The 17,424-nt window shown below is 64.7% G+C and carries 14 protein-coding genes; 6 read left to right on the top strand and 8 right to left on the bottom strand.

What is annotated here, in order from left to right; translation table 11 throughout:
• Position 1: 1 nt before the first annotated feature.
• The 4 genes from N800_RS06095 to N800_RS15600 are packed head-to-tail and all read left to right on the top strand — an operon-like array spanning position 2 to position 3,608.
• Positions 2–1,195 carry an ABC transporter permease gene (locus tag N800_RS06095; RefSeq protein ID WP_084087272.1) on the top strand — a complete coding sequence of 398 codons (1,194 nt, stop codon included), beginning with the start codon at positions 2–4 and terminating at the stop codon, positions 1,193–1,195.
• Entirely contained in the window at positions 1,192–1,998 is an 807-nt protein-coding gene (locus tag N800_RS06090; RefSeq protein WP_036135940.1) for an ABC transporter ATP-binding protein, read from the top strand. The genes N800_RS06095 and N800_RS06090 overlap by 4 nt, the downstream gene beginning before the upstream one ends.
• A gap of 3 nt (positions 1,999–2,001) precedes the next feature.
• The gene (locus N800_RS06085) at positions 2,002–2,928 is read left to right on the top strand and encodes an MlaD family protein (protein WP_036135939.1); all 927 of its coding nucleotides are present in this window, start codon (positions 2,002–2,004) and stop codon (positions 2,926–2,928) included.
• On the top strand, positions 2,925–3,608 hold the full coding sequence (locus N800_RS15600; RefSeq protein ID WP_084087271.1) for an ABC-type transport auxiliary lipoprotein family protein: 684 nt from the start codon (positions 2,925–2,927) through the stop codon (positions 3,606–3,608). Before N800_RS06085 ends, N800_RS15600 begins: the two co-directional genes overlap by 4 nt.
• A gap of 566 nt (positions 3,609–4,174) precedes the next feature.
• Here the strand turns inward: N800_RS15600 and N800_RS06075 are convergent.
• The gene (locus tag N800_RS06075; RefSeq protein ID WP_036135938.1) at positions 4,175–6,955 is read right to left on the bottom strand and encodes a WD40/YVTN/BNR-like repeat-containing protein; all 2,781 of its coding nucleotides are present in this window, start codon (positions 6,953–6,955) and stop codon (positions 4,175–4,177) included.
• Between the two features lie 240 nt (positions 6,956–7,195).
• On the opposite strand from N800_RS06075, the gene N800_RS06070 reads away from it, so the two are divergent.
• Positions 7,196–8,803 (top strand): electron transfer flavoprotein-ubiquinone oxidoreductase, encoded by a 1,608-nt coding sequence (locus N800_RS06070; protein ID WP_036135937.1) that lies wholly within the window; start codon positions 7,196–7,198, stop codon positions 8,801–8,803.
• A gap of 63 nt (positions 8,804–8,866) precedes the next feature.
• Here the strand turns inward: N800_RS06070 and N800_RS06065 are convergent, their stop codons facing one another.
• A complete protein-coding gene (locus N800_RS06065; RefSeq protein WP_036135936.1) occupies positions 8,867–10,987 on the bottom strand; it encodes a reprolysin-like metallopeptidase in 2,121 nt (706 codons plus the stop codon).
• A gap of 205 nt (positions 10,988–11,192) precedes the next feature.
• Entirely contained in the window at positions 11,193–11,960 is a 768-nt protein-coding gene (locus tag N800_RS06060) for an S-layer homology domain-containing protein (protein WP_036135934.1), read from the bottom strand.
• Positions 11,961–12,232: 272 nt separating this feature from the next.
• Here N800_RS06060 and N800_RS06055 point away from each other — a divergent pair, with 272 nt between their 5' ends.
• Positions 12,233–13,552, top strand: coding sequence for a tetratricopeptide repeat protein (locus tag N800_RS06055; protein WP_036135932.1), 1,320 nt, complete (start codon positions 12,233–12,235; stop codon positions 13,550–13,552).
• A 5-nt stretch (positions 13,553–13,557) separates the two neighbouring features.
• Here the strand turns inward: N800_RS06055 and N800_RS06050 are convergent, their stop codons facing one another.
• The 5 genes from N800_RS06050 to rfbA form a co-directional block, all read right to left on the bottom strand.
• The gene (locus N800_RS06050; RefSeq protein WP_036135930.1) at positions 13,558–14,184 is read right to left on the bottom strand and encodes a CoA transferase subunit B; all 627 of its coding nucleotides are present in this window, start codon (positions 14,182–14,184) and stop codon (positions 13,558–13,560) included.
• Positions 14,184–14,924, bottom strand: coding sequence for a CoA transferase subunit A (locus N800_RS06045; RefSeq protein WP_036135927.1), 741 nt, complete (start codon positions 14,922–14,924; stop codon positions 14,184–14,186). Before N800_RS06045 ends, N800_RS06050 begins: the two co-directional genes overlap by 1 nt.
• 127 nt (positions 14,925–15,051) lie before the next feature.
• On the bottom strand, positions 15,052–15,951 hold the full coding sequence (rfbD, locus tag N800_RS06040; protein WP_036135924.1) for a dTDP-4-dehydrorhamnose reductase: 900 nt from the start codon (positions 15,949–15,951) through the stop codon (positions 15,052–15,054).
• Position 15,952: 1 nt separating this feature from the next.
• Positions 15,953–16,513: a dTDP-4-dehydrorhamnose 3,5-epimerase gene (gene rfbC, locus N800_RS06035; RefSeq protein WP_036135922.1), complete on the bottom strand. Its 561-nt coding sequence runs from the start codon at positions 16,511–16,513 to the stop codon at positions 15,953–15,955.
• 6 nt (positions 16,514–16,519) lie between these two features.
• Positions 16,520–17,416, bottom strand: a complete 897-nt coding sequence (gene rfbA, locus N800_RS06030) for a glucose-1-phosphate thymidylyltransferase RfbA (protein ID WP_036136044.1) — start codon at positions 17,414–17,416, stop codon at positions 16,520–16,522.
• Positions 17,417–17,424 lie beyond the last annotated feature (8 nt).

Genomic DNA, 17,424 nt, shown 5'->3' with positions numbered 1-17,424 from the left:
CATGAGCGTTTTCATCACGATCCGGACACGTCATCGCACCGAGCCTGTATGCTCGCCTTCAGCGCCCGACCCTGCCGCCCATCCCCCCACTGTGCGACTGCCCGAGCTCACCTTCGAACCGCAGCAGCCCTCACAGCTCCGCCTCGCCGGAGGCTGGACGCTCGACCACGCCGATGCGATTCGCCAGCAACTGGCCGACGCACCGCCCGAGGCGACCGCGGTGGACGTCAGCCAGGTCGATCGACTGGACTCGCTGGGCGTGTTGCAGCTGATGCGGTTCGCGCGGCGCCGCGACCTGGACTTCAGCCACTTCCACTTCCACGAGCGTCACCGCGCGCTTGTCGCGGCCATCGAGGACGTGGCCGATGACCGCCCCCGGCGCAAGCGCGAGTACGGCGTCAACGCAGCACTCGAACGCATGGGCCACTCCGTGGTGGACAACTTCAAGGAATCCACGGCGCTGATCGGCTTCCTAGGCGAGGTGCTGTCCAAGATTGTGCGCATGGTGCGCGAGCCCACGCGCTTCCGCCCCACCGCCACCGTCCACCACATGGAACAGGTGGGCCTGGATGCGGTGCCGCTGGTGGCGTTGCTCTGCTACATGGTAGGCGCCGTGGTCGCCTTCCTCGGCGCCAACGTGCTGCGCGATTTCGGTGCCGTGATCTACGTGGTGGAGCTCGTCAGCATTTCCTTCCTGCGCGAGTTCGGCGTGCTGCTCACCGCCATCATTCTCGCCGGCCGCACTGCCAGCGCGTTCACCGCGCAGATCGGCGCGATGAAGAGCCGCGAGGAGGTCGACGCCATCCGCACCCTGGGCATGGATCCGATCGACCTGCTGGTGATCCCGCGCCTGCTCGCCCTGGTGGTGATGCTGCCGCTACTCACCTTCGTGGCGATGGTCTTCGGCCTGCTGGGCGGCCTGACGGTGGGCGCCTATGGCCTCGACATCCCGCCGCCGCAGTACCTTTCGCGCATGCAGGACACGATGGAGGTGCGTCACTTCATCGTCGGGCTGGTCAAGGCGCCGATGTTCGCGGTGGTGATCGCCCTCATCGGCTGCCTGGAAGGCCTGCAGGTGCAGGGCACCGCTCAGTCGGTGGGTGAGCGCACCACTTCGAGCGTGGTGCAGGCGATCTCGATGGTGATCGTGCTCGACGCGTTGGCCGCCATCTGGTTCATGGAGCTGAACTTCTGAACGCCGTCCTCGCCCCCGACCCGAGCCCCATCATCCGCGTGCGTGGCGTGGTCAACCGCTTCGGCGAGCAGATCGTGCACGATGGCGTGGAACTGGACGTACGCCCCGGAGAGATCCTCGGCGTGGTCGGTGGCTCGGGCAGCGGCAAGTCCGTCCTCATGCGCACCATCCTGGGCCTGCAGGAGCCGGCGGCGGGGCAGATCGAGGTCTTCGGCATCGACGCGCGCAGCACCGATCAGGAACAGCGCCGCGAAATCGAGCGGCACACCGGCGTGCTGTTCCAGGACGGCGCGCTGTTCTCCTCGCTGACCGTGGGCGAGAACGTGCAGGTGCCGCTCAAGGAGTACCACCGCGACCTGCCCGATTCATTGCGTTACGAATTGGCGCTGCTCAAGGTCAAGCTGGCGGGCCTGCCAGCCGATGCGGTGGACAAGCTGCCGTCACAGTTGTCCGGTGGCATGCGCAAGCGCGCGGGCCTGGCGCGGGCGCTCGCGCTCGACCCGCCGCTGTTGTTTCTGGACGAACCCACGGCCGGGCTCGACCCGATCGGCGCCGCGGCCTTCGACCAACTGATCCTGACCCTGCAGCGTGCGCTGGGACTGACCGTGTTCCTGATCACCCACGATCTGGATACCCTGTACACCATCTGCGACCGCATCGCGGTGCTGGCTGATCGCCGGGTGATCGCCTGCGCGCCCGTCGCCGAGGTGGAGCAACTGGACCACCCGTGGGTGCAGTCGTACTTCCACGGCCCACGCGGGCGCGCCGCGCGCGACGCCCACGCCGCCAACCGGGACCATTGACCCATGGAAACCAAGGCCAACTACGTCCTCATCGGTGCGTTCTCGATCGTGGTGACGCTGTTCATCCTGCTGTTCGCGCTGTGGGCGGCGAAGTATTCGTCCGAACGCGGCTGGCAGGACTACCTGGTGATCTTCAACGAGCCGGTCACCGGCCTCAGCGAAGGCAGCTCGGTGCAGTACAACGGCATCTCGGTGGGCACGGTGAAGACGCTGCGGCTGGCGCCCGACGACCCGCGTCGGGTGATCGCCGCGCTGCGCGTACAGGCCGACACACCAGTCAAGTCGGACACCCGGGCCAAGCTGTCGATGACCGGCATCACCGGCACGCCCTTCATCCAGCTGACCGGCGGCAGCCCCACCAGCCCATCGCTGATCGATACCGACCGCCGCGACGTGCCGGTGATCCAGACCGAGGCGTCGGCCCTGCAGAACATCGCCGACACCGCCAATCGGCTGGTCGCAAGGCTGGACCAGGTGCTGAGCGAGGAGAACGTCAAACGTATCTCCGACACGTTGGCGCACCTTGAATCCATGACCGGCTCGGTCGCGGACCAGCGCGAGGACCTGCGCGCCTTGATCGTCAATGGCCGCAAGGCCAGCGAACAGCTCACCGCGACCCTGGCGACCACGCAGGGCGCGGTGGAAGACCTGGATCGCGAGTTGATCGGCAAGCTGCCGCCGCTGATCGCCAAGCTGGACAACACGCTCACCAAGCTCGACGGCGCGGTGGGCGGCGCGGACGCGCTGATCAACGAGAACCGCGGCGCGATCCGCAGCTTCACCAGCGACGGGCTTGGCCAGATCGGCCCCACGCTGACCGAGTTGCGGGTGCTGGTCCGCGACCTGCGGCGCATCAGTGACGGCATTGACGCGGGAGCGGCCGGGTATCTGTTGGGACGCGACGCGCCAAAGGAGTTTGAGCCAAAATGAACCTATACGGATCCATTAGCACGGAAGCCCACAGCGTGCTGACCCGTGCGACGTCAGTCTTGCGGACTGCACTGGTGGGAACTCTAGTCGTTGGCTCCCTGGCGGGATGTGGCCTGTTGCGGACTGGGCAACGCGCAGTCACCACCTATGCTGTGGACCCGCTCATTACCGCTGATCCAAGCTGGCCTACCGTCCCTTGGCAATTGGCCGTTGGGGCTGGAGCCGCCTCACGGCAAGTCGATGGCCTGCGCATTGCAGTCCGTCCCACATCGCATGAGTTACAGGTGTACAAAGGGGCACAATGGTCCCGTCGGCCAAGCGAGATGGTGGGGGACACCGTACTTCGAGCGCTCGAAGAGTCCGGTCGCTTATCGGCGGTTGCCCGCGTTGGCGGCGGGGTCAGCACGGAATACAGGCTCATGCTGGAGGTCCGCCGTTTCGAATCGGACTACGCTACTGGTACGCCAACGGCAACGGTAGAAGTCAACGCGATGCTGCTACATGCGGCGGACCAAAAAATTGTGGCCTCTCGCACATTGGTTGAGAGGACACCCGCGACGGACGTTTCGATACCCGCGGTGGTCGCCGCTTTCGAGCAGACCTTGGCGAAGACAGGTAGTGCACTGACTTCGTGGACACTCAAGGCGGGAGCATTGCACGACCAAACGGCGCATCGCTGAATTACCGCGGTCCAAGAACGCCCTCATCCTTGGACATCGCCCTGCCCTGCGGCCCCGCCTAGAGATCGTCAGCCCGGGCGCCAGAGCGATGGCAGACGTGTCCGCCGCCTCCCATATCCGGACAGCCTGTCGCTCCCGTGAAAATGCGGCGACCTGACCGAAGTCAGGTACCAAATCCGCGAGCCAAGAACACTGCCATCTGGTCACGCGTCACGTTGCTCGACGGACAGTACTGATGGCTAGGCTGCTGGTCGGGCCACCTAGATCATGCGGCCCCGGAAAAGTCCATCCGGGTATTGGCCGCCCCGCCTGTCCAAGCGAAGCTGGACCGGCGGAGGTGAAGGAAGCAACATCCAGCTCCAACGTCGCAAGCGCGGGCGTAGGCGATCCAACCAACCGATCCAGTTCGTCCAGATGAAAGGCAGCGGCAGAAACAGCTGCAACCCCCGCACCGAGAAGCAATGCCTCAGTCGTAGCGAACCATGGTGCCCCATCAGCTCTCCCTGCTCCTGGATTTTCTTTGCGCAACAACTGCAACAGCGAGTCAACCGCCGGCTGCCCCACCACTACATTCCAAACGTACGAACCAGAAAAGCCGCCATCTGCTCGCGCGTAACTGATTCGGAGGGACAATATCGCGCGGGGGCGGCCGCGCAACCGTTTGCGATTCCTTCCCGCGCAAGCTGCTCAATCCAGGCAGCAGCCCAATGGCTCGTCGGCACGTCTTCAAACAGTCCTGTCGGCGGCGGTGGCTGGTATGCAACGCCATGCTTGGCGCGAAGCAGGAATACCGCAATCTGCTCGCGAGGTACTTCCTGACTCGGGCAGTAGTTGGGCGGATCCAGACTGCAGCCGTTCGTCATTCCCTCGCGACGCAGTTGCTCGATCCACTCCGATGCCCAATGCTCCACCGGCACGTCGAGAAAATGGCCTGTCGCAGACGGCGGCCGATAGGCGGAGCCGTGGATGGCCCGCAGGAGGAACACCGCCATCTGCTCTCGGAGCACCGGCTGCTCCGGACAGAATGAGGACGGGTACTTGCTGCAGCCGTTGGTCACGCCGGCTTCGGAAAGTCGCCGGACGTAGTCGAAAGACCAATCATCAAAACCCACGTCTGCATAGGGCGCGCTGTCCAACGTGACGCTCCACATGCCCGCGCCTGCAGTGAAGATGTACAGGCCCTTGGAGCCATCAACCCGCTGCCAGACCGCAAGTTTCACGATTGGCGCACCCCGGAATGGCGATGCGACTGCGTGCCAAACGCGCGTCCCCGCATCCGTCGCATCGACATTCCAGCCCACGTAGAGTTCGCCCTGCTCCGTCCCAAGGTAGACGATGTCATTCAACACGGGGTCGATGGCAATGGCGCTGACATTGCCATCGGGCAGTCCGTCGGCCGCGCCGGGCGCATCGAGAGAACGCCAGCTGATGCCCGCATCCTGGCTGAGGAACACCGCAGGCTCGCCACGGGCGGTCAGGAACACCCTGCGCGGCTCCGCCTGATCGAACAACATGTCGTTGAATGTCACCGGGCTCGGTCGCAGCGTCTGCGCGGCCCATGAGGCTTCGCCATCCAACGAAAGCGCGTCGCTGCGACGCGACACTGCACAAGGCGTTGCAACCAGCACGATATTCGAATCCACGGGCGATACCGCAATCAGACGGGCTGGTGAACAGCCGGGCGCATACCCGATCAAAGTTCCCGTGGCCAATCCATCGTCGCTACGGTAAATCGCCGAACCAATTCCGGCCCACGCGCGGGCTGGCTCCGAGGGATCTGGCGCAATGTAAGCGAGACCACCAAATCCGAACTCGGCAACGTTTGTGGTCGACCACTGCGTCTCGTCCGCGTCGAATCTGCACGTGGTTCCTGTCTGGCAAGGCGACGCGTAGAAACGATCGATGCCGCCGGACGTGCTCACGAAGAACCTATAGGGTTGCTGTTCCGCCATCTGCAGCCAGTCCCCCGGAGCATCCAGATCGCTGAAGTAGAATCCTTGATGCGTCGAAGTCGTGGCAAGGATGCTGCCATCGCCGGCAACCGAGACATGCCTGAACTGTTGCCCGTTGATTCCCAAGCGCATTGGCGCCCAAGCCACTTCGGGTGTGTCGTCCGGACGCGAGCAGATCGAATCATCGCCCAACTGCACGGCTGCATGGCGATTGGTCGAGCGATAAATGCCACGCGCGGTGGTAACGTACAGACCCGTCGGCTGAAACAGCAATTTCGAAATCCGCTGAGGCAGCCTGTGCTCGACCGCGGTGCTGCCCAAGCTGACACTGGCGCGCCCGAAGTGCTCACCCCCATCGTCGGATCGATACAACTGCTTGTATCCAAGCCATACAACCCAAGGGTTATCAGGGTCAACGGCAAAGGCGATGTTCTCGAACCAAGGCGCGGGCGACGAACTGGCACAGATCGCCTCAAGCTCTCCAAAGAGCGAAAGGTGGACCGGATTCGCTTCATCGCTGAAGTCGATGGTCTTCTTCCAACTCAGTCCAGCGTCGGAAGAACGAAACACGCCAAAGTAGCTCGTGGCGTAGAGCAAATCCTGACTTGCCGGCGACATCGCCAACCTGGCGCCACGCAATTCGCTTTGATCATCTACGAGCTCGAATGCGCCACCGTTTGTGCTCCTGTAGAGGCCGTCACAGGATGCGTACAGCCTGTCGCCGGCGCCGACGATATCCTTGCATCGGGAAGTCGTGGCCAACAGACGCGTCCAGGTTGCTCCGGCGTCGTCAGTACGGTACACACCCAGTTCGGCCGCCGCGTAGACGTATTGCCCAATGGTTGCAATACGCCATACCGAGTTTTCCCACGGCTTCCGCGGGTCGCCCAGCGTAACAGGCTGTGTTTCGCCATCACTGATCCGATAGAGGCGCGCCGAACTCGTGGAATCCGTCGCGAAAAAGACGACGGGGCGTGCGGCCGTCTCGGGAATCGCCGCCAACTGCTTCAGGCTCAACGCCTGAGGCTGCTGTACGTGTGCGACCTGCCGCCAACTTCCGCCTTCGTCCGTGGATTGATAGATGGCACCAAACTCACCAAGCGTATACAGGCGCCCACCGGCGGAGACCACGTCCACGGCGGCACTTGGCAGAGTGTCCGATTCGATGGACACCCAGTCGGAGAACCGAACCCGAGCGTCTGCAGGCCACGACCCGTCGGGTTGAACAACCGGGATCGTCACGGATTCGACCGCGGCAGCGTCGGTCCCGCTTTGGAGGGGCGCCCCACCTTCCGTGCCGGTCGGTTGCACGACTGTGGCCACGATGCAGGCAAATGCGGAGGCCGCGACTCCCGCCAGGACAAACGGTACCCACCGACGGCTGAATCCTTGCATCGTTTACTCCTTTGAGATTCCCTTAGGGTGACCCCACGGTCGCCGCCGCGCATACATAACGGCGACCGCCATTGAGTCGACCTCGGGCTGTCGCGGAGGCCCCCACCCCGCCTTTCCGCCACCCGGCGGCCTTTCCCCCAAGGCTGCCATACGCGTTTGACGATAAACTTTACACCACTTTCCGCCCCCGTCGACTGCGCGTCGGGCAGCCCGGGACTGGGTCATCTTCTGGAGAACAATATGTCTGAGATCGAACGCGACGTGATGGAGTACGACGTCGTCACCGTGGGCGCGGGCCCGGCGGGCCTGTCGTTCGCCATTCGCCTGAAGCAGCTCAATCCGGAAATCTCGGTCTGCGTGATCGAGAAGGCCAGCACCATCGGCGCGCAGATCCTGTCCGGCGCGGTGATCGAGACCGGCCCGCTCGACGCCCTGCTGCCCAACTGGCGCGACAACCCGCCGCCGATCTGCGTGCCCGCGACCGAAGACGAGTTCTGGCTGTTGAGCAAGGACGGCGGACGCAAGCTACCGGTGCCCCCGGGCATGAACAACCACGGCAATGTCATCGTCAGCCTCGGCGCGATGTGCGCGTGGCTGGCACCGCAGGCCGAAGCACTGGGCGTGGAGATCTATCCCGGCTTCGCCGCCAGCGAAACCCTGCATGACGCCGACGGCACGGTCATCGGTGTGCGCATCGGCGACATGGGCGTGGCGAAGGACGGTTCGCACAAGCCCGGCTACACCGCCGGCATCGACATCCGCGCCAAGGTCACCGTGCTGGCCGAAGGTGCGCGCGGCCACCTGACCAAGCGCCTGATCAAGCGCTTCGAACTGGACAAGGACAGCGATCCCCAGGGCTATTCGATCGGCATCAAGGAGCTGTGGCAGGTCCCCGAGGACCGCGTGCAGCCGGGCAAGATCGTGCACAGCTTCGGCTGGCCGGCCGACAGCCACACCTACGGTGGCAGCTTCCTGTACCACCTGGACAAGGGCCGCATCGCACTGGGCTACGTCAGCGGCCTGGACTACAAGGACCCCGGGTACAAGCCGTGGGAGGCCTTCCAGCAGTGGAAGAACCACCCCATGATCAAGCCGCTGCTGGAAGGCGGCAGCATCGTTTCCGCCGGGGCGCGCGCCATTGTCACCGGCGGCTGGCAGTCGCTGCCGAAGTGCGAAATGCCCGGTGCACTGCTGATCGGCGACACCGCCGGCCTGCTCAACGTGCCCAAGGTCAAGGGCACCCACCAGGCAATCCGCAGCGGCATGCTCGCCGCCGAGCACCTGGTTGGCTCGCAGCTGGCACCGGAAGGTTTCGATGCCAAGCTGCGCGCTTCCGACGCGATGGCCGAGCTGAAGAAGGTCCGCAACATCAAGCCGGGTTTCAAGCGCGGGCTGTGGTTCGGCATGCTCAATGCCGCGTGGGAAACCGCCACCGGCGGCCTGTCGCCCTGGACGCTGAAGAACAAGCCCGACTGGTCTTCACTGGACAAGGTGGGTACGCACGAACAGCCCAAGCGCGATTATCTGGAACGCACGCTCGCCCCGCGTGATCGCCTGGCATCCGTGTACTTCGCAGCCACCGAACACGACGAGGACCAGCCCGTGCACCTGCGCGTGCACGACACCTCTGTGTGCGTGACCCGCTGCGCGGAGGAATATGACAACCCGTGCACGCGATTCTGCCCGGCGGGGGTGTACGAGATCGTCAATGACGAGGCGGGCAAGCGCCTGCAGATCAACGCCGCCAACTGCGTGCACTGCAAGACCTGCGACATCAAGGATCCGTACCAGATCATTGATTGGGTCACGCCGGAAGGTGGCAGCGGGCCGAATTACCAGAACCTCTGAGCACACCGTATCCGGACGGCGGCGGGCCCGGACCCAAGGCGCCATCCATGGCGCCTGCCGGGATCAAAGTCCGAAAGTCCTGACCAGGAAGACCGCCATTTCGTCACGCGTCACCGCGCTGGCCGGGCAGTACGCCTTCGGCGCAGTCATGCACCCGTCGGTAATGCCATCGGCCGCCAGCTTCTCAATCCAGGGCGCCGCCCAATGCGACAGCGGGACATCGGCAAAAACACCTGTGGCCGGCGGTGGCACATAGTTCGCCCCATACTTGGCTCGCAACAGGAACACCGCCATCTGGTCCCGGGTGACGGAGGCTGTCGGACAGTAGACCAGAGGATTCATACCGCACCCGCTGGTAATGCCTTCCTGGGCCAACTGCTCGATCCATGACAGGGCCCAGAACCCATTGGGCACGTCGGCGAACCTGCTGGTCGCCACTTGCGGGGGAATGTACGCGCCGCCGTGCCTTCCGCGCAGCAGGAACACTGCCATCTGGTCGCGGGTCACCGGCGTATCAGGGCAATACAAGGGTGGGGCGGTCCCGCACCCCTGGGTCACATCGGCATTCGCCAGGCGCCTGATCGCGTCAAACGCCCAGTAGTCGCCCGATACATCCCAGAACTCGACCTGCGTTGCACGGAATGCCGCGACGGCCGCCATGGTCTGCCCCATCGACCGCACGTTATCGGCTTGGCCGACAACCCCACATGGCGCATTGCCGCAGGTGTTGAGGGACGGGTTGGCGAACACGCGGTACTGGGTTTGCCCGGCGCGTCGAATCGACATGATGGTGAACATGTCGTTGCCGGTTCCGTCGGTGCTGTACGAGAACGAATCGGGATGCGCGCCGTACTCTTCCGGATCCAGCGTATTGCCATCACCGTCCGTGTCATCGGTCTCGCGTGCGGTCAACACATCGTGTTGCTGACCCATGTTATGGCCCAACTCGTGCGCCAGATGCAGTTCGGGGCAAGTGTGGGCATTGTCCGGGAACATGTCACCGCTGGAATCGCTCACCACCGAGACGCCAAAACCAGAGCTGCCGGCATCGATCGGGGTCTGTTGGCCACCCAGCATCCAGGCCGCGCCGCAACTGGCGTTTTCGGGATCCTCGAACTTGCGGACCATCACCAGGAGATCCGCACCGTACGTCTCGCGCGCGTCCACCAACGGTTGCAGTGCCGCCGGCCGCTGCACCGTCGTGCAGCCCAGGCGCCAGTCGGGAACGTAGACGTTGCCGTTGGGATCCGGCTCGCAGTACACGCCAGTGAGCGCCATCAGTGCCGCATCGTTCGAAGTCGCATCGGGATAGTCGACCCGCAATGTCTTCACCAGCCGGATCTGGGCATTGAGGCCACTGCGCAGATAGGCCTGGTTCGCGAGGTCGACCAGGAACGTCAACCTTGTCTGGGCTTGTGATTGCCCGCCAAGCCGATCGGCAAATCCGGCGGTGTAACCCACAAGGATGTCGACGGTCGTTGGAGTCCACGCCAAGGCTTGGGTGGCCGGCGGCGTAGCGATCAGTTCGACGCCCCCCGCGACCGCAGCGCTCTGGATACTGCCCAGCGCACGCGAGGCGAGCGCCGCGGGCAGTCCATCCGGCACCAGGAAGTCGCGAGAACTCGCGGCAACCCGGCTGGCATCGAAGCCGCTGCCGTCCGTTTCGACCAGCCAAACCGAACCTGCTTCCGTCGTGAGCCGCAGATCCGAGTTCCCATGCCGGATCAGGCCGAAGACGGCCTTTTCGCCAAACGTCAGGACTGTCTCGGCGCCAGGCGCCGCGCCCACCTCTCGGCCGACCCAGGTCCAGTTTCCATCGGCGTGCTCGAAATGTCGCTCGTAACGAAGACGGATCATCTGGCCGTCCGGCGCCTGGATTGACATCACGCCGTCGGCGATCGCCTGCAAGGCGTGCGCCTCGCTGACCTTCACCGGGCGCCAGTTGGAGGCGCCGCTCCGCACTGCACCGCGCACGGGGTCATTGCTGAAAAGCTGTCCGGCGTCGCCATGAGCGGCGATACCCCCGCCCGCACGAACTCGGTTGCTCGCCCAAGCCAGACCGGGAGGGTTGGTGTGATCGACCGCGCCCGCGCCATCCCCCGCGGCCATGCCTCCAACGCGATTCCACGTGATCGCCATGACCAGCGCCATGCCAGCTGCCAGCATCAGGTACACGATGCGCATGTGCCCTCCTAACGGGAACGTCCCCTCAAGCAAACCCCTGTACCCGTATTACGTAGTGGGCACCTCGCGAGCGGTCATTACCCTGCGTCAAGCCAGAAAAAATCCTGCTCTGGCCATGCTGTTCATGCAGCGCGCACGCGGGTCTACGGCATCCGCAACCTGGCGGATGCCATAGCGCTGCACCCGCCAGGTGGACCCGTTACCGTTAAGGTGCGCTTGTGTAGTAGTCCCAATGCAGCCCCATGGCGCGACTCAGGAACGCCGCCATCTGCCCGCGGGTGACTGCCTGATCAGGACAGAAATTGCTGCCGCCACACCCCAGCGTGATGCCGGACTTGGCTAGCTGCTGGACTTCGTTGAAGAACGGATGCCCAACGGGAACATCCGCGAACGATGCGGATGCCGGCGCAGGGGCGATTTGGCGCGCCCAGAACACCCATATGCCGCGAAACCGGACCGTGCTGCCGGTCGGCATTTCAAGGCGAACGGAGTATCCGTGGTGATAGGAGTCGTCCGTATAGCTGTCCACGGTGTGGTTGATGGCAGCGGACGTAGTGCCGAGTCTGTAGTCCGCCGAGGTGCTGGCCGACGTGAAAAGGGAGTTGGGCAGAGACGCGTAGCTGGCAATTCCACCGTCACCGTAATAGGCGTTGCTACGCTCTATCGAGACCGCCAGATTCAGACTGGCGTCATTGTCGTAGTAGAAGACCGAATAGGAGGCAATCCTTGCCCCCTCCGGAAGGTCAAGCCCGGCTTCGTACGTGCCGCACCAACCGCCGGCCCCGCCCGGCCGGTAGTAATAGTAGTTCGCATAGTAGGCCAACGCACACGCCGGCTCGCTTGACGTGAACGCCGACGCCGGAATGTAGAGGCCTTGGCCTCCCAGGCCGTAGATTTCCCCCGCGGGCGAAACTGGCGACGCGATGGCGAGCACCGAGGCCACCATGGCGACACAAATAGACTTTCTGGACATCACGGTCCACCCCTCCCTTTTCCCGGAATGCGGGACTGAGGTCCGCGCTTAGCAATAAACGAGCCCCCCCCTTCGCACCGGCCATCGGCAGTGCACGAACCGCAGGGGGCTCCCTGGTGAGGCCGCCCCGGACGCGCACACTTGAACCGGGGTGTGGCCTGGTCTAGAACTAGCGTCTCACGGTCGATCGTCGATGCGCGTGGATCACCGGACGTCATGGATGCCAATCGCGCCGGCCATGGCGGCACGTGTTGACTGGGAGAGGGGATCAGATGCTGCGCACCAGTGTTTTGGTTTTGCTGATCGGGGTTGCATTGAGCGCTTGCAGTGACGACCAACGCATCGCCAGGGCTGTCGGCCTGTATCAGGACGGGAAAGCCAAGGAGGCCGTGGAGATTTGGCGCCCGCTGGCCGGAGCCGGCAATCTGGACGCCCAGTACTTCCTGGCAACGGCATACGCCGAAGGCAAGGGAGTTCCCCGTGACCGGGCGCAGGCCAATGACATGTACCGGCGCGCGGCCGAGGGTGGCCACGCCCGGGCTGCCTACAACCTTGGCATTGCGTACTTGCAGGGCGACGGCTTGCCTGCGTCATCACGCGAAGCGGCCCGATGGCTGACCCAATCCGCTGATGGAAACTATGCCGATGCCCAGTTCGCCCTCGGCGTTCTGTCTGGCGACGGGACAGGAGGTATCCCACAGGATCTGCCTGCCGCTCGATCCTGGCTCACGAAGGCCGCCCGGCAGAACCACAGCCGCGCCCAGTTCCTGCTGGGCAGGCTGTACCTGACTGGAATGGGCGTGCCCAAGAATGAAGCGGCGGCCCGCCAATGGTTCGAACTGGCTGCGCGAAACGGAGAGCCAGACGCGGTGTATCAAATCGCGGCGTTGAATGACCCCAACAATCGGCAGGGCCCCCAGTCGTCCAACAACGAAGCACTGCGGAAAGCGGCCACTGCGGGATTACCAAGCGCACAGCATGAACTGGGCTCCATCCTGCTCCGCACTGGCGACGCCAAAGGGGGCGGCGCCTGGTTGAAGCGAGCCGCTGAGTCCGGCTATGGGCCGGCGATGTTTGACTATGCCGTGCTGCTTCGGGATGGCACACGCATTGCCAGGGACGTCGATGCCAGCGCCAGCATGTTGCGCCGCGCAGCCGAATCGGGCTTCGCACCGGCTCAGTACGAATTGGGCAGGCTGCTACTGGAAGGCGCCAATGGCATGCCCAAAGACCCCTCCGCGGCCCTGGGCTGGATGCGCAAGGCCGCTGAACGAGGGGACGTGCGCGCCGAGCACGCGCTCGGCTACCTGTATTTCGATGGCATAGGCGTTGACCGAAACCTCAACACTGCGCGTCGATGGTTTGAGAAGGCCGCGATGGGCAACCATCCGGAATCGGTCTTCATGCTCGGGACGATGCACGCCAACGGCGAGAGCGTGACGAAGGACCGGGTCAAGGCCACCGAGTACTACTGCCGCGCAGCCGCGCTGGGCCATGACCGGGCCAAGGCGCTGATCCAGGCGAGGACACAGCCGGGCGAGTACCCATGCACAGGCGCGCCGCGGAACAACGCGGCGCCCTCCGCCAGGTAACCCGTTCAAACCAACGGGACGCCCGTCCTCTGTTGCAGCTCTTCCCTCGTGACGCCAGGGGATGTCTCGACGATCCGGAGGCCTTCCGGCGTGACGTCCATCACCGCCAGTTCGGTGATGATGCGATTGACCACGCCCACCCCCGTCAACGGCAGCGTGCACTCCGGCAGGATCTTGTGCTCGCCGTTCTTCGCGGTGTGCTCCATCAGCACCACCACGCGCTTCACTCCGGCCACCAGATCCATCGCGCCACCCATGCCCTTGACCATCTTGCCGGGCACCATCCAGTTGGCGAGATCACCCTTGTCGGTCACCTGCATCGCCCCCAGGATCGCCAGGTCGATGTGACCGCCGCGGATCATCGCGAACGAGTCATGGCTGCCGAAGAAGCTGGCGCCCGGCATCGCGGTTACGGTCTGCTTGCCGGCGTTGATCAGGTCGGCATCGACCTCGTCGTCTGTCGGGAACGGACCGATGCCGAGCAGTCCGTTCTCAGACTGGAGCCACACGTCCATCCCCTCGGGGATGTAGTTGGCCACCAGCGTCGGCAGGCCGATGCCCAGGTTCACGTAGGCACCATCGCTCAGTTCCTGCGCGGCGCGCTGCGCCATCTGGTCGCGGGTCCAGGCCATCACTTGCCTCCTGCGCGCACGGTGCGCTGTTCGATGCGTTTCTCGGGCGTGGCGTTGACCACGATGCGGTCGACGTAGATGCCGGGCAGGTGCACATGGTCCGGGTCGAGAGCGCCGACCTCCACCAGTTCCTCCACCTCGGCCACACAGACCTTGCCAGCCATCGCGCACGCCGGGTTGAAGTTGCGCGCGGTCTTGCGGAACACCAGGTTGCCGGCCTTGTCGGCCTTCCACGCCTTCACCAGCGACACATCCGCCTTGAGCGCGGTCTCCAGCACGTAGTGCTTGCCGTCGATCTCGCGGGTTTCCTTGCCCTCGGCCACGATCGTGCCGTAGCCAGTAGCGGTGAAGAACGCGGGGATGCCCGCGCCGCCCGCACGCAGGCGCTCGGCCAGTGTGCCCTGCGGGTTGAACTCCAGTTCCAGCTCACCCGAAAGGTACTGGCGTTCGAATTCCTTGTTCTCGCCCACGTAGGACGAAATCATCTTGCGGATCTGCCGCGTTTCCAGCAGTAGGCCGAGGCCGAAACCGTCGACGCCAGCGTTGTTGGAGATGGCGGTCAAGCCCTTGACGCCGGAATCGCGCAGCGCTGCGATCAGCGCCTCGGGGATGCCGCACAGACCGAAACCGCCGACCGCCAGGGTCTGGTTGTCGGCCACCAGCCCATCAAGGGCGGCAGCGGCACTGGGGAACACCTTGCTCTTCTTGGCCGTGGAAGACACGGCGGCGGCTTCGGCCATGGGGCACAACTCCATGCGGGAGAGCGCCAAGTTTACCGGTGCGCCACTGCCGCCGACACTGTACGAGTGGGCATGGAGGGCCGTCGGCAACATCGCCTACGACCTCCACCCACCATGCGTTCAAGTATCAGACGGCCTCGGGCGGCCGCAGCGTGACCGCCAACGCACCTCGCCAATCGGGCAATGAAACCGCCCACTGTTGCCGCAACGAGCCCGTGTCGAGCACTGACCATGCGGGCCGTGCAGCCGGTGTCGGATATTCGGCCGTGCCGATTGGCACGACCCGCGGGCGCCTGGCCAGCAATCCGGCCGCCACCGCCTCCTCCATGATCGCATCGGCAAAGCCATGCCAACTGGTCTGACCGGCCGCCACCAGGTGGTGGGTTCCGCCGCTACCGATGCCCTGCCGCAGGATCGTTGCGGTCACGTCTGCGATCAACCATGCGGGCGTCGGGCTCCCCACCTGGTCGGCCACCACGCGCAGCTCTTCGCGCTCGGCGCCCAGTCGCAGCATGGTCCGCAGGAAGTTGTGGCCATGCAGGCCATAGACCCAAGCGGTACGGAGGATGAGGTGGCGTGCGCCGCTGTCGCGCACAGCCGTTTCGCCGGCCAGCTTGCTCGCCCCGTACACGCCCAGCGGCGCCGTCGGGTCCTGTGGCAGATAGGGCCGCGATGCGCTGCCATCAAAGACATAATCGGTGGAGTAATGCACCAGCGGCACGCCACGCTCGGCACACGCGCCGGCGATTTCCCCGACCGCGCCCGCATTGGCGCGAAACGCCGCATCGGGCTCGGTCTCGGCCTTGTCCACCGCGGTCCAGGCCGCGGCGTTCACCACGAAGTCCGGCGACAACCGATGCACGGCGCGCGCTGCATCGCCGGGCACAGCCAGGTCCAGCGATTCGCATGTCGCATCACCCGGCAGGAGACCGCTACGGGTGGTCACCACCACCTGCCCGAGCGGAGCCAGACTACGCCGCAATGCGTGGCCCACCTGGCCGTTGCCGCCGATCAGCAGGATGCGCATGTCACGCGCCCTGGTAGGCAGGCAGACGATCCAGGGGAATGTCCGCCAGCAACGGCGCCACCGCATCCTTGGCCGACAATCGTGGCTCGGCAACCGGCCAGTCGATGCCCAGCGCCGGGTCGTCCCAGCGCAGATTCGCGTCGGCCGCCGGATCGTAGGTCGCCGTGCACAGGTAGGTGAACAGCGCATGCTCGCTCAAGGCAACGAAGCCATGGGCAAACCCTTCGGGAATCCAGAAATGGCGCTTGTTCTCCGCGCTCAGCAGAATCGCCGTCCACTTGCCGAACGTGGGCGAACCGCGGCGGACATCCACCGCCACGTCCCAGACCTCGCCTTCCAGCACCGACACATACTTGCCCTGTGGATTGGGCCACTGGTAGTGCAAGCCGCGCAGCACGCCCCGCGCCGAGCGCGAGACGTTGCCCTGCACGAATTGTGGCGCCAAACCGAGCGGTGCCAGCCTGTCGTGGTTGAACGATTCGAAGAAGTAGCCGCGGTCGTCGCCGAACACGCGAGGCTCGAACACCAGACAGCCCGCAAGATCCGTTTCAATGACTTTCATGGCGCCTCAGGGCACGTAGCCGCGATCGATCAGGTTGAGCAGATACTGGCCGTAGCCGTTCTTGCTGAGCGGTTTGGCCAATTGGACCAGATCGTCGTTGCCGATCCAGCCGTTGTTCCAGGCGATCTCTTCGGGGCAGCACACACGCAAGCCCTGCCGCGCCTCGATAGTCTCGATGTAGTTGGATGCCTCCAGCAGCGACTGGTGCGTGCCGGTATCCAGCCAGGCATAACCGCGACCCAGGCGCTCCAGATGCAGCGCGCCCTCGTCGAGGTAGCACTTGTTGAGATCGGTGATCTCCAGCTCGCCACGCGACGATGGCTTGAGGTCCGCGGCGAGATCGCTGACGCGGCCGTCGTAAAAGTAGAGGCCCGTCACCGCATAGTTGGAGCGTGGCTTGGCCGGCTTCTCTTCCAAACCCACCACGCGGCCTTCGGCATCGAATTCGGCCACGCCGTAGCGCTCCGGGTCCTTGACCCAGTAGCCGAACACCGTGGCGCTGTCCAAGCGCTCGTCCGCGCGCCGCAGCATCGCGGTCAGGCCGGGGCCGTGGAAGATGTTGTCACCCAGCACAAGGCAACTCGGGCTGCCGGCCAGGAACTCGCGCCCGATCAGGAACGCCTGCGCCAGCCCGTCGGGGCTGGGTTGCACGGCGTACTCGATCTTCATCCCCCACTGCGAACCATCGCCCAGCAAGGCCTTGAACAGCGCCTGCTCGTGCGGGGTGTTGATCACCAGCACTTCGCGGATGCCCGCCAGCATCAGCACGCTGAGCGGGTAATAGATCATCGGCTTGTCGTACACCGGCAGCAGTTGCTTGCTGATGGCCTGGGTGATCGGATACAGCCTCGTGCCCGAACCGCCGGCGAGGATGATGCCCTTGCGACCGGTGGTGGACGCCACCGGAGCGC

The organism is Lysobacter daejeonensis GH1-9, assembly GCF_000768355.1.
Lineage (GTDB): Bacteria > Pseudomonadota > Gammaproteobacteria > Xanthomonadales > Xanthomonadaceae > Aerolutibacter > Aerolutibacter daejeonensis.
Note: the sequence above shows the minus strand (reverse complement) of the source record. Positions and strands in the feature narration are given on the sequence as shown.

What these genes read in the sequence shown, in the direction of transcription:
- N800_RS06045 (WP_036135927.1), bottom strand. Translation starts at nt 14,924, where the DNA reads ATGGCCGAAGCCGCCGCCGTGTCTTCCACGGCCAAGAAGAGCAAGGTG.
- rfbD (WP_036135924.1), bottom strand. Translation starts at nt 15,951, where the DNA reads ATGCGCATCCTGCTGATCGGCGGCAACGGCCAGGTGGGCCACGCATTG.
- N800_RS06095 (WP_084087272.1), top strand. Translation starts at nt 2, where the DNA reads ATGAGCGTTTTCATCACGATCCGGACACGTCATCGCACCGAGCCTGTA.
- N800_RS06050 (WP_036135930.1), bottom strand. Translation starts at nt 14,184, where the DNA reads ATGGCCTGGACCCGCGACCAGATGGCGCAGCGCGCCGCGCAGGAACTG.
- N800_RS06060 (WP_036135934.1), bottom strand. Translation starts at nt 11,960, where the DNA reads ATGTCCAGAAAGTCTATTTGTGTCGCCATGGTGGCCTCGGTGCTCGCC.
- N800_RS15600 (WP_084087271.1), top strand. Translation starts at nt 2,925, where the DNA reads ATGAACCTATACGGATCCATTAGCACGGAAGCCCACAGCGTGCTGACC.
- N800_RS06070 (WP_036135937.1), top strand. Translation starts at nt 7,196, where the DNA reads ATGTCTGAGATCGAACGCGACGTGATGGAGTACGACGTCGTCACCGTG.
- N800_RS06075 (WP_036135938.1), bottom strand. Translation starts at nt 6,955, where the DNA reads ATGCAAGGATTCAGCCGTCGGTGGGTACCGTTTGTCCTGGCGGGAGTC.
- N800_RS06085 (WP_036135939.1), top strand. Translation starts at nt 2,002, where the DNA reads ATGGAAACCAAGGCCAACTACGTCCTCATCGGTGCGTTCTCGATCGTG.
- rfbC (WP_036135922.1), bottom strand. Translation starts at nt 16,513, where the DNA reads ATGAAAGTCATTGAAACGGATCTTGCGGGCTGTCTGGTGTTCGAGCCT.
- N800_RS06065 (WP_036135936.1), bottom strand. Translation starts at nt 10,987, where the DNA reads ATGCGCATCGTGTACCTGATGCTGGCAGCTGGCATGGCGCTGGTCATG.
- N800_RS06055 (WP_036135932.1), top strand. Translation starts at nt 12,233, where the DNA reads ATGCTGCGCACCAGTGTTTTGGTTTTGCTGATCGGGGTTGCATTGAGC.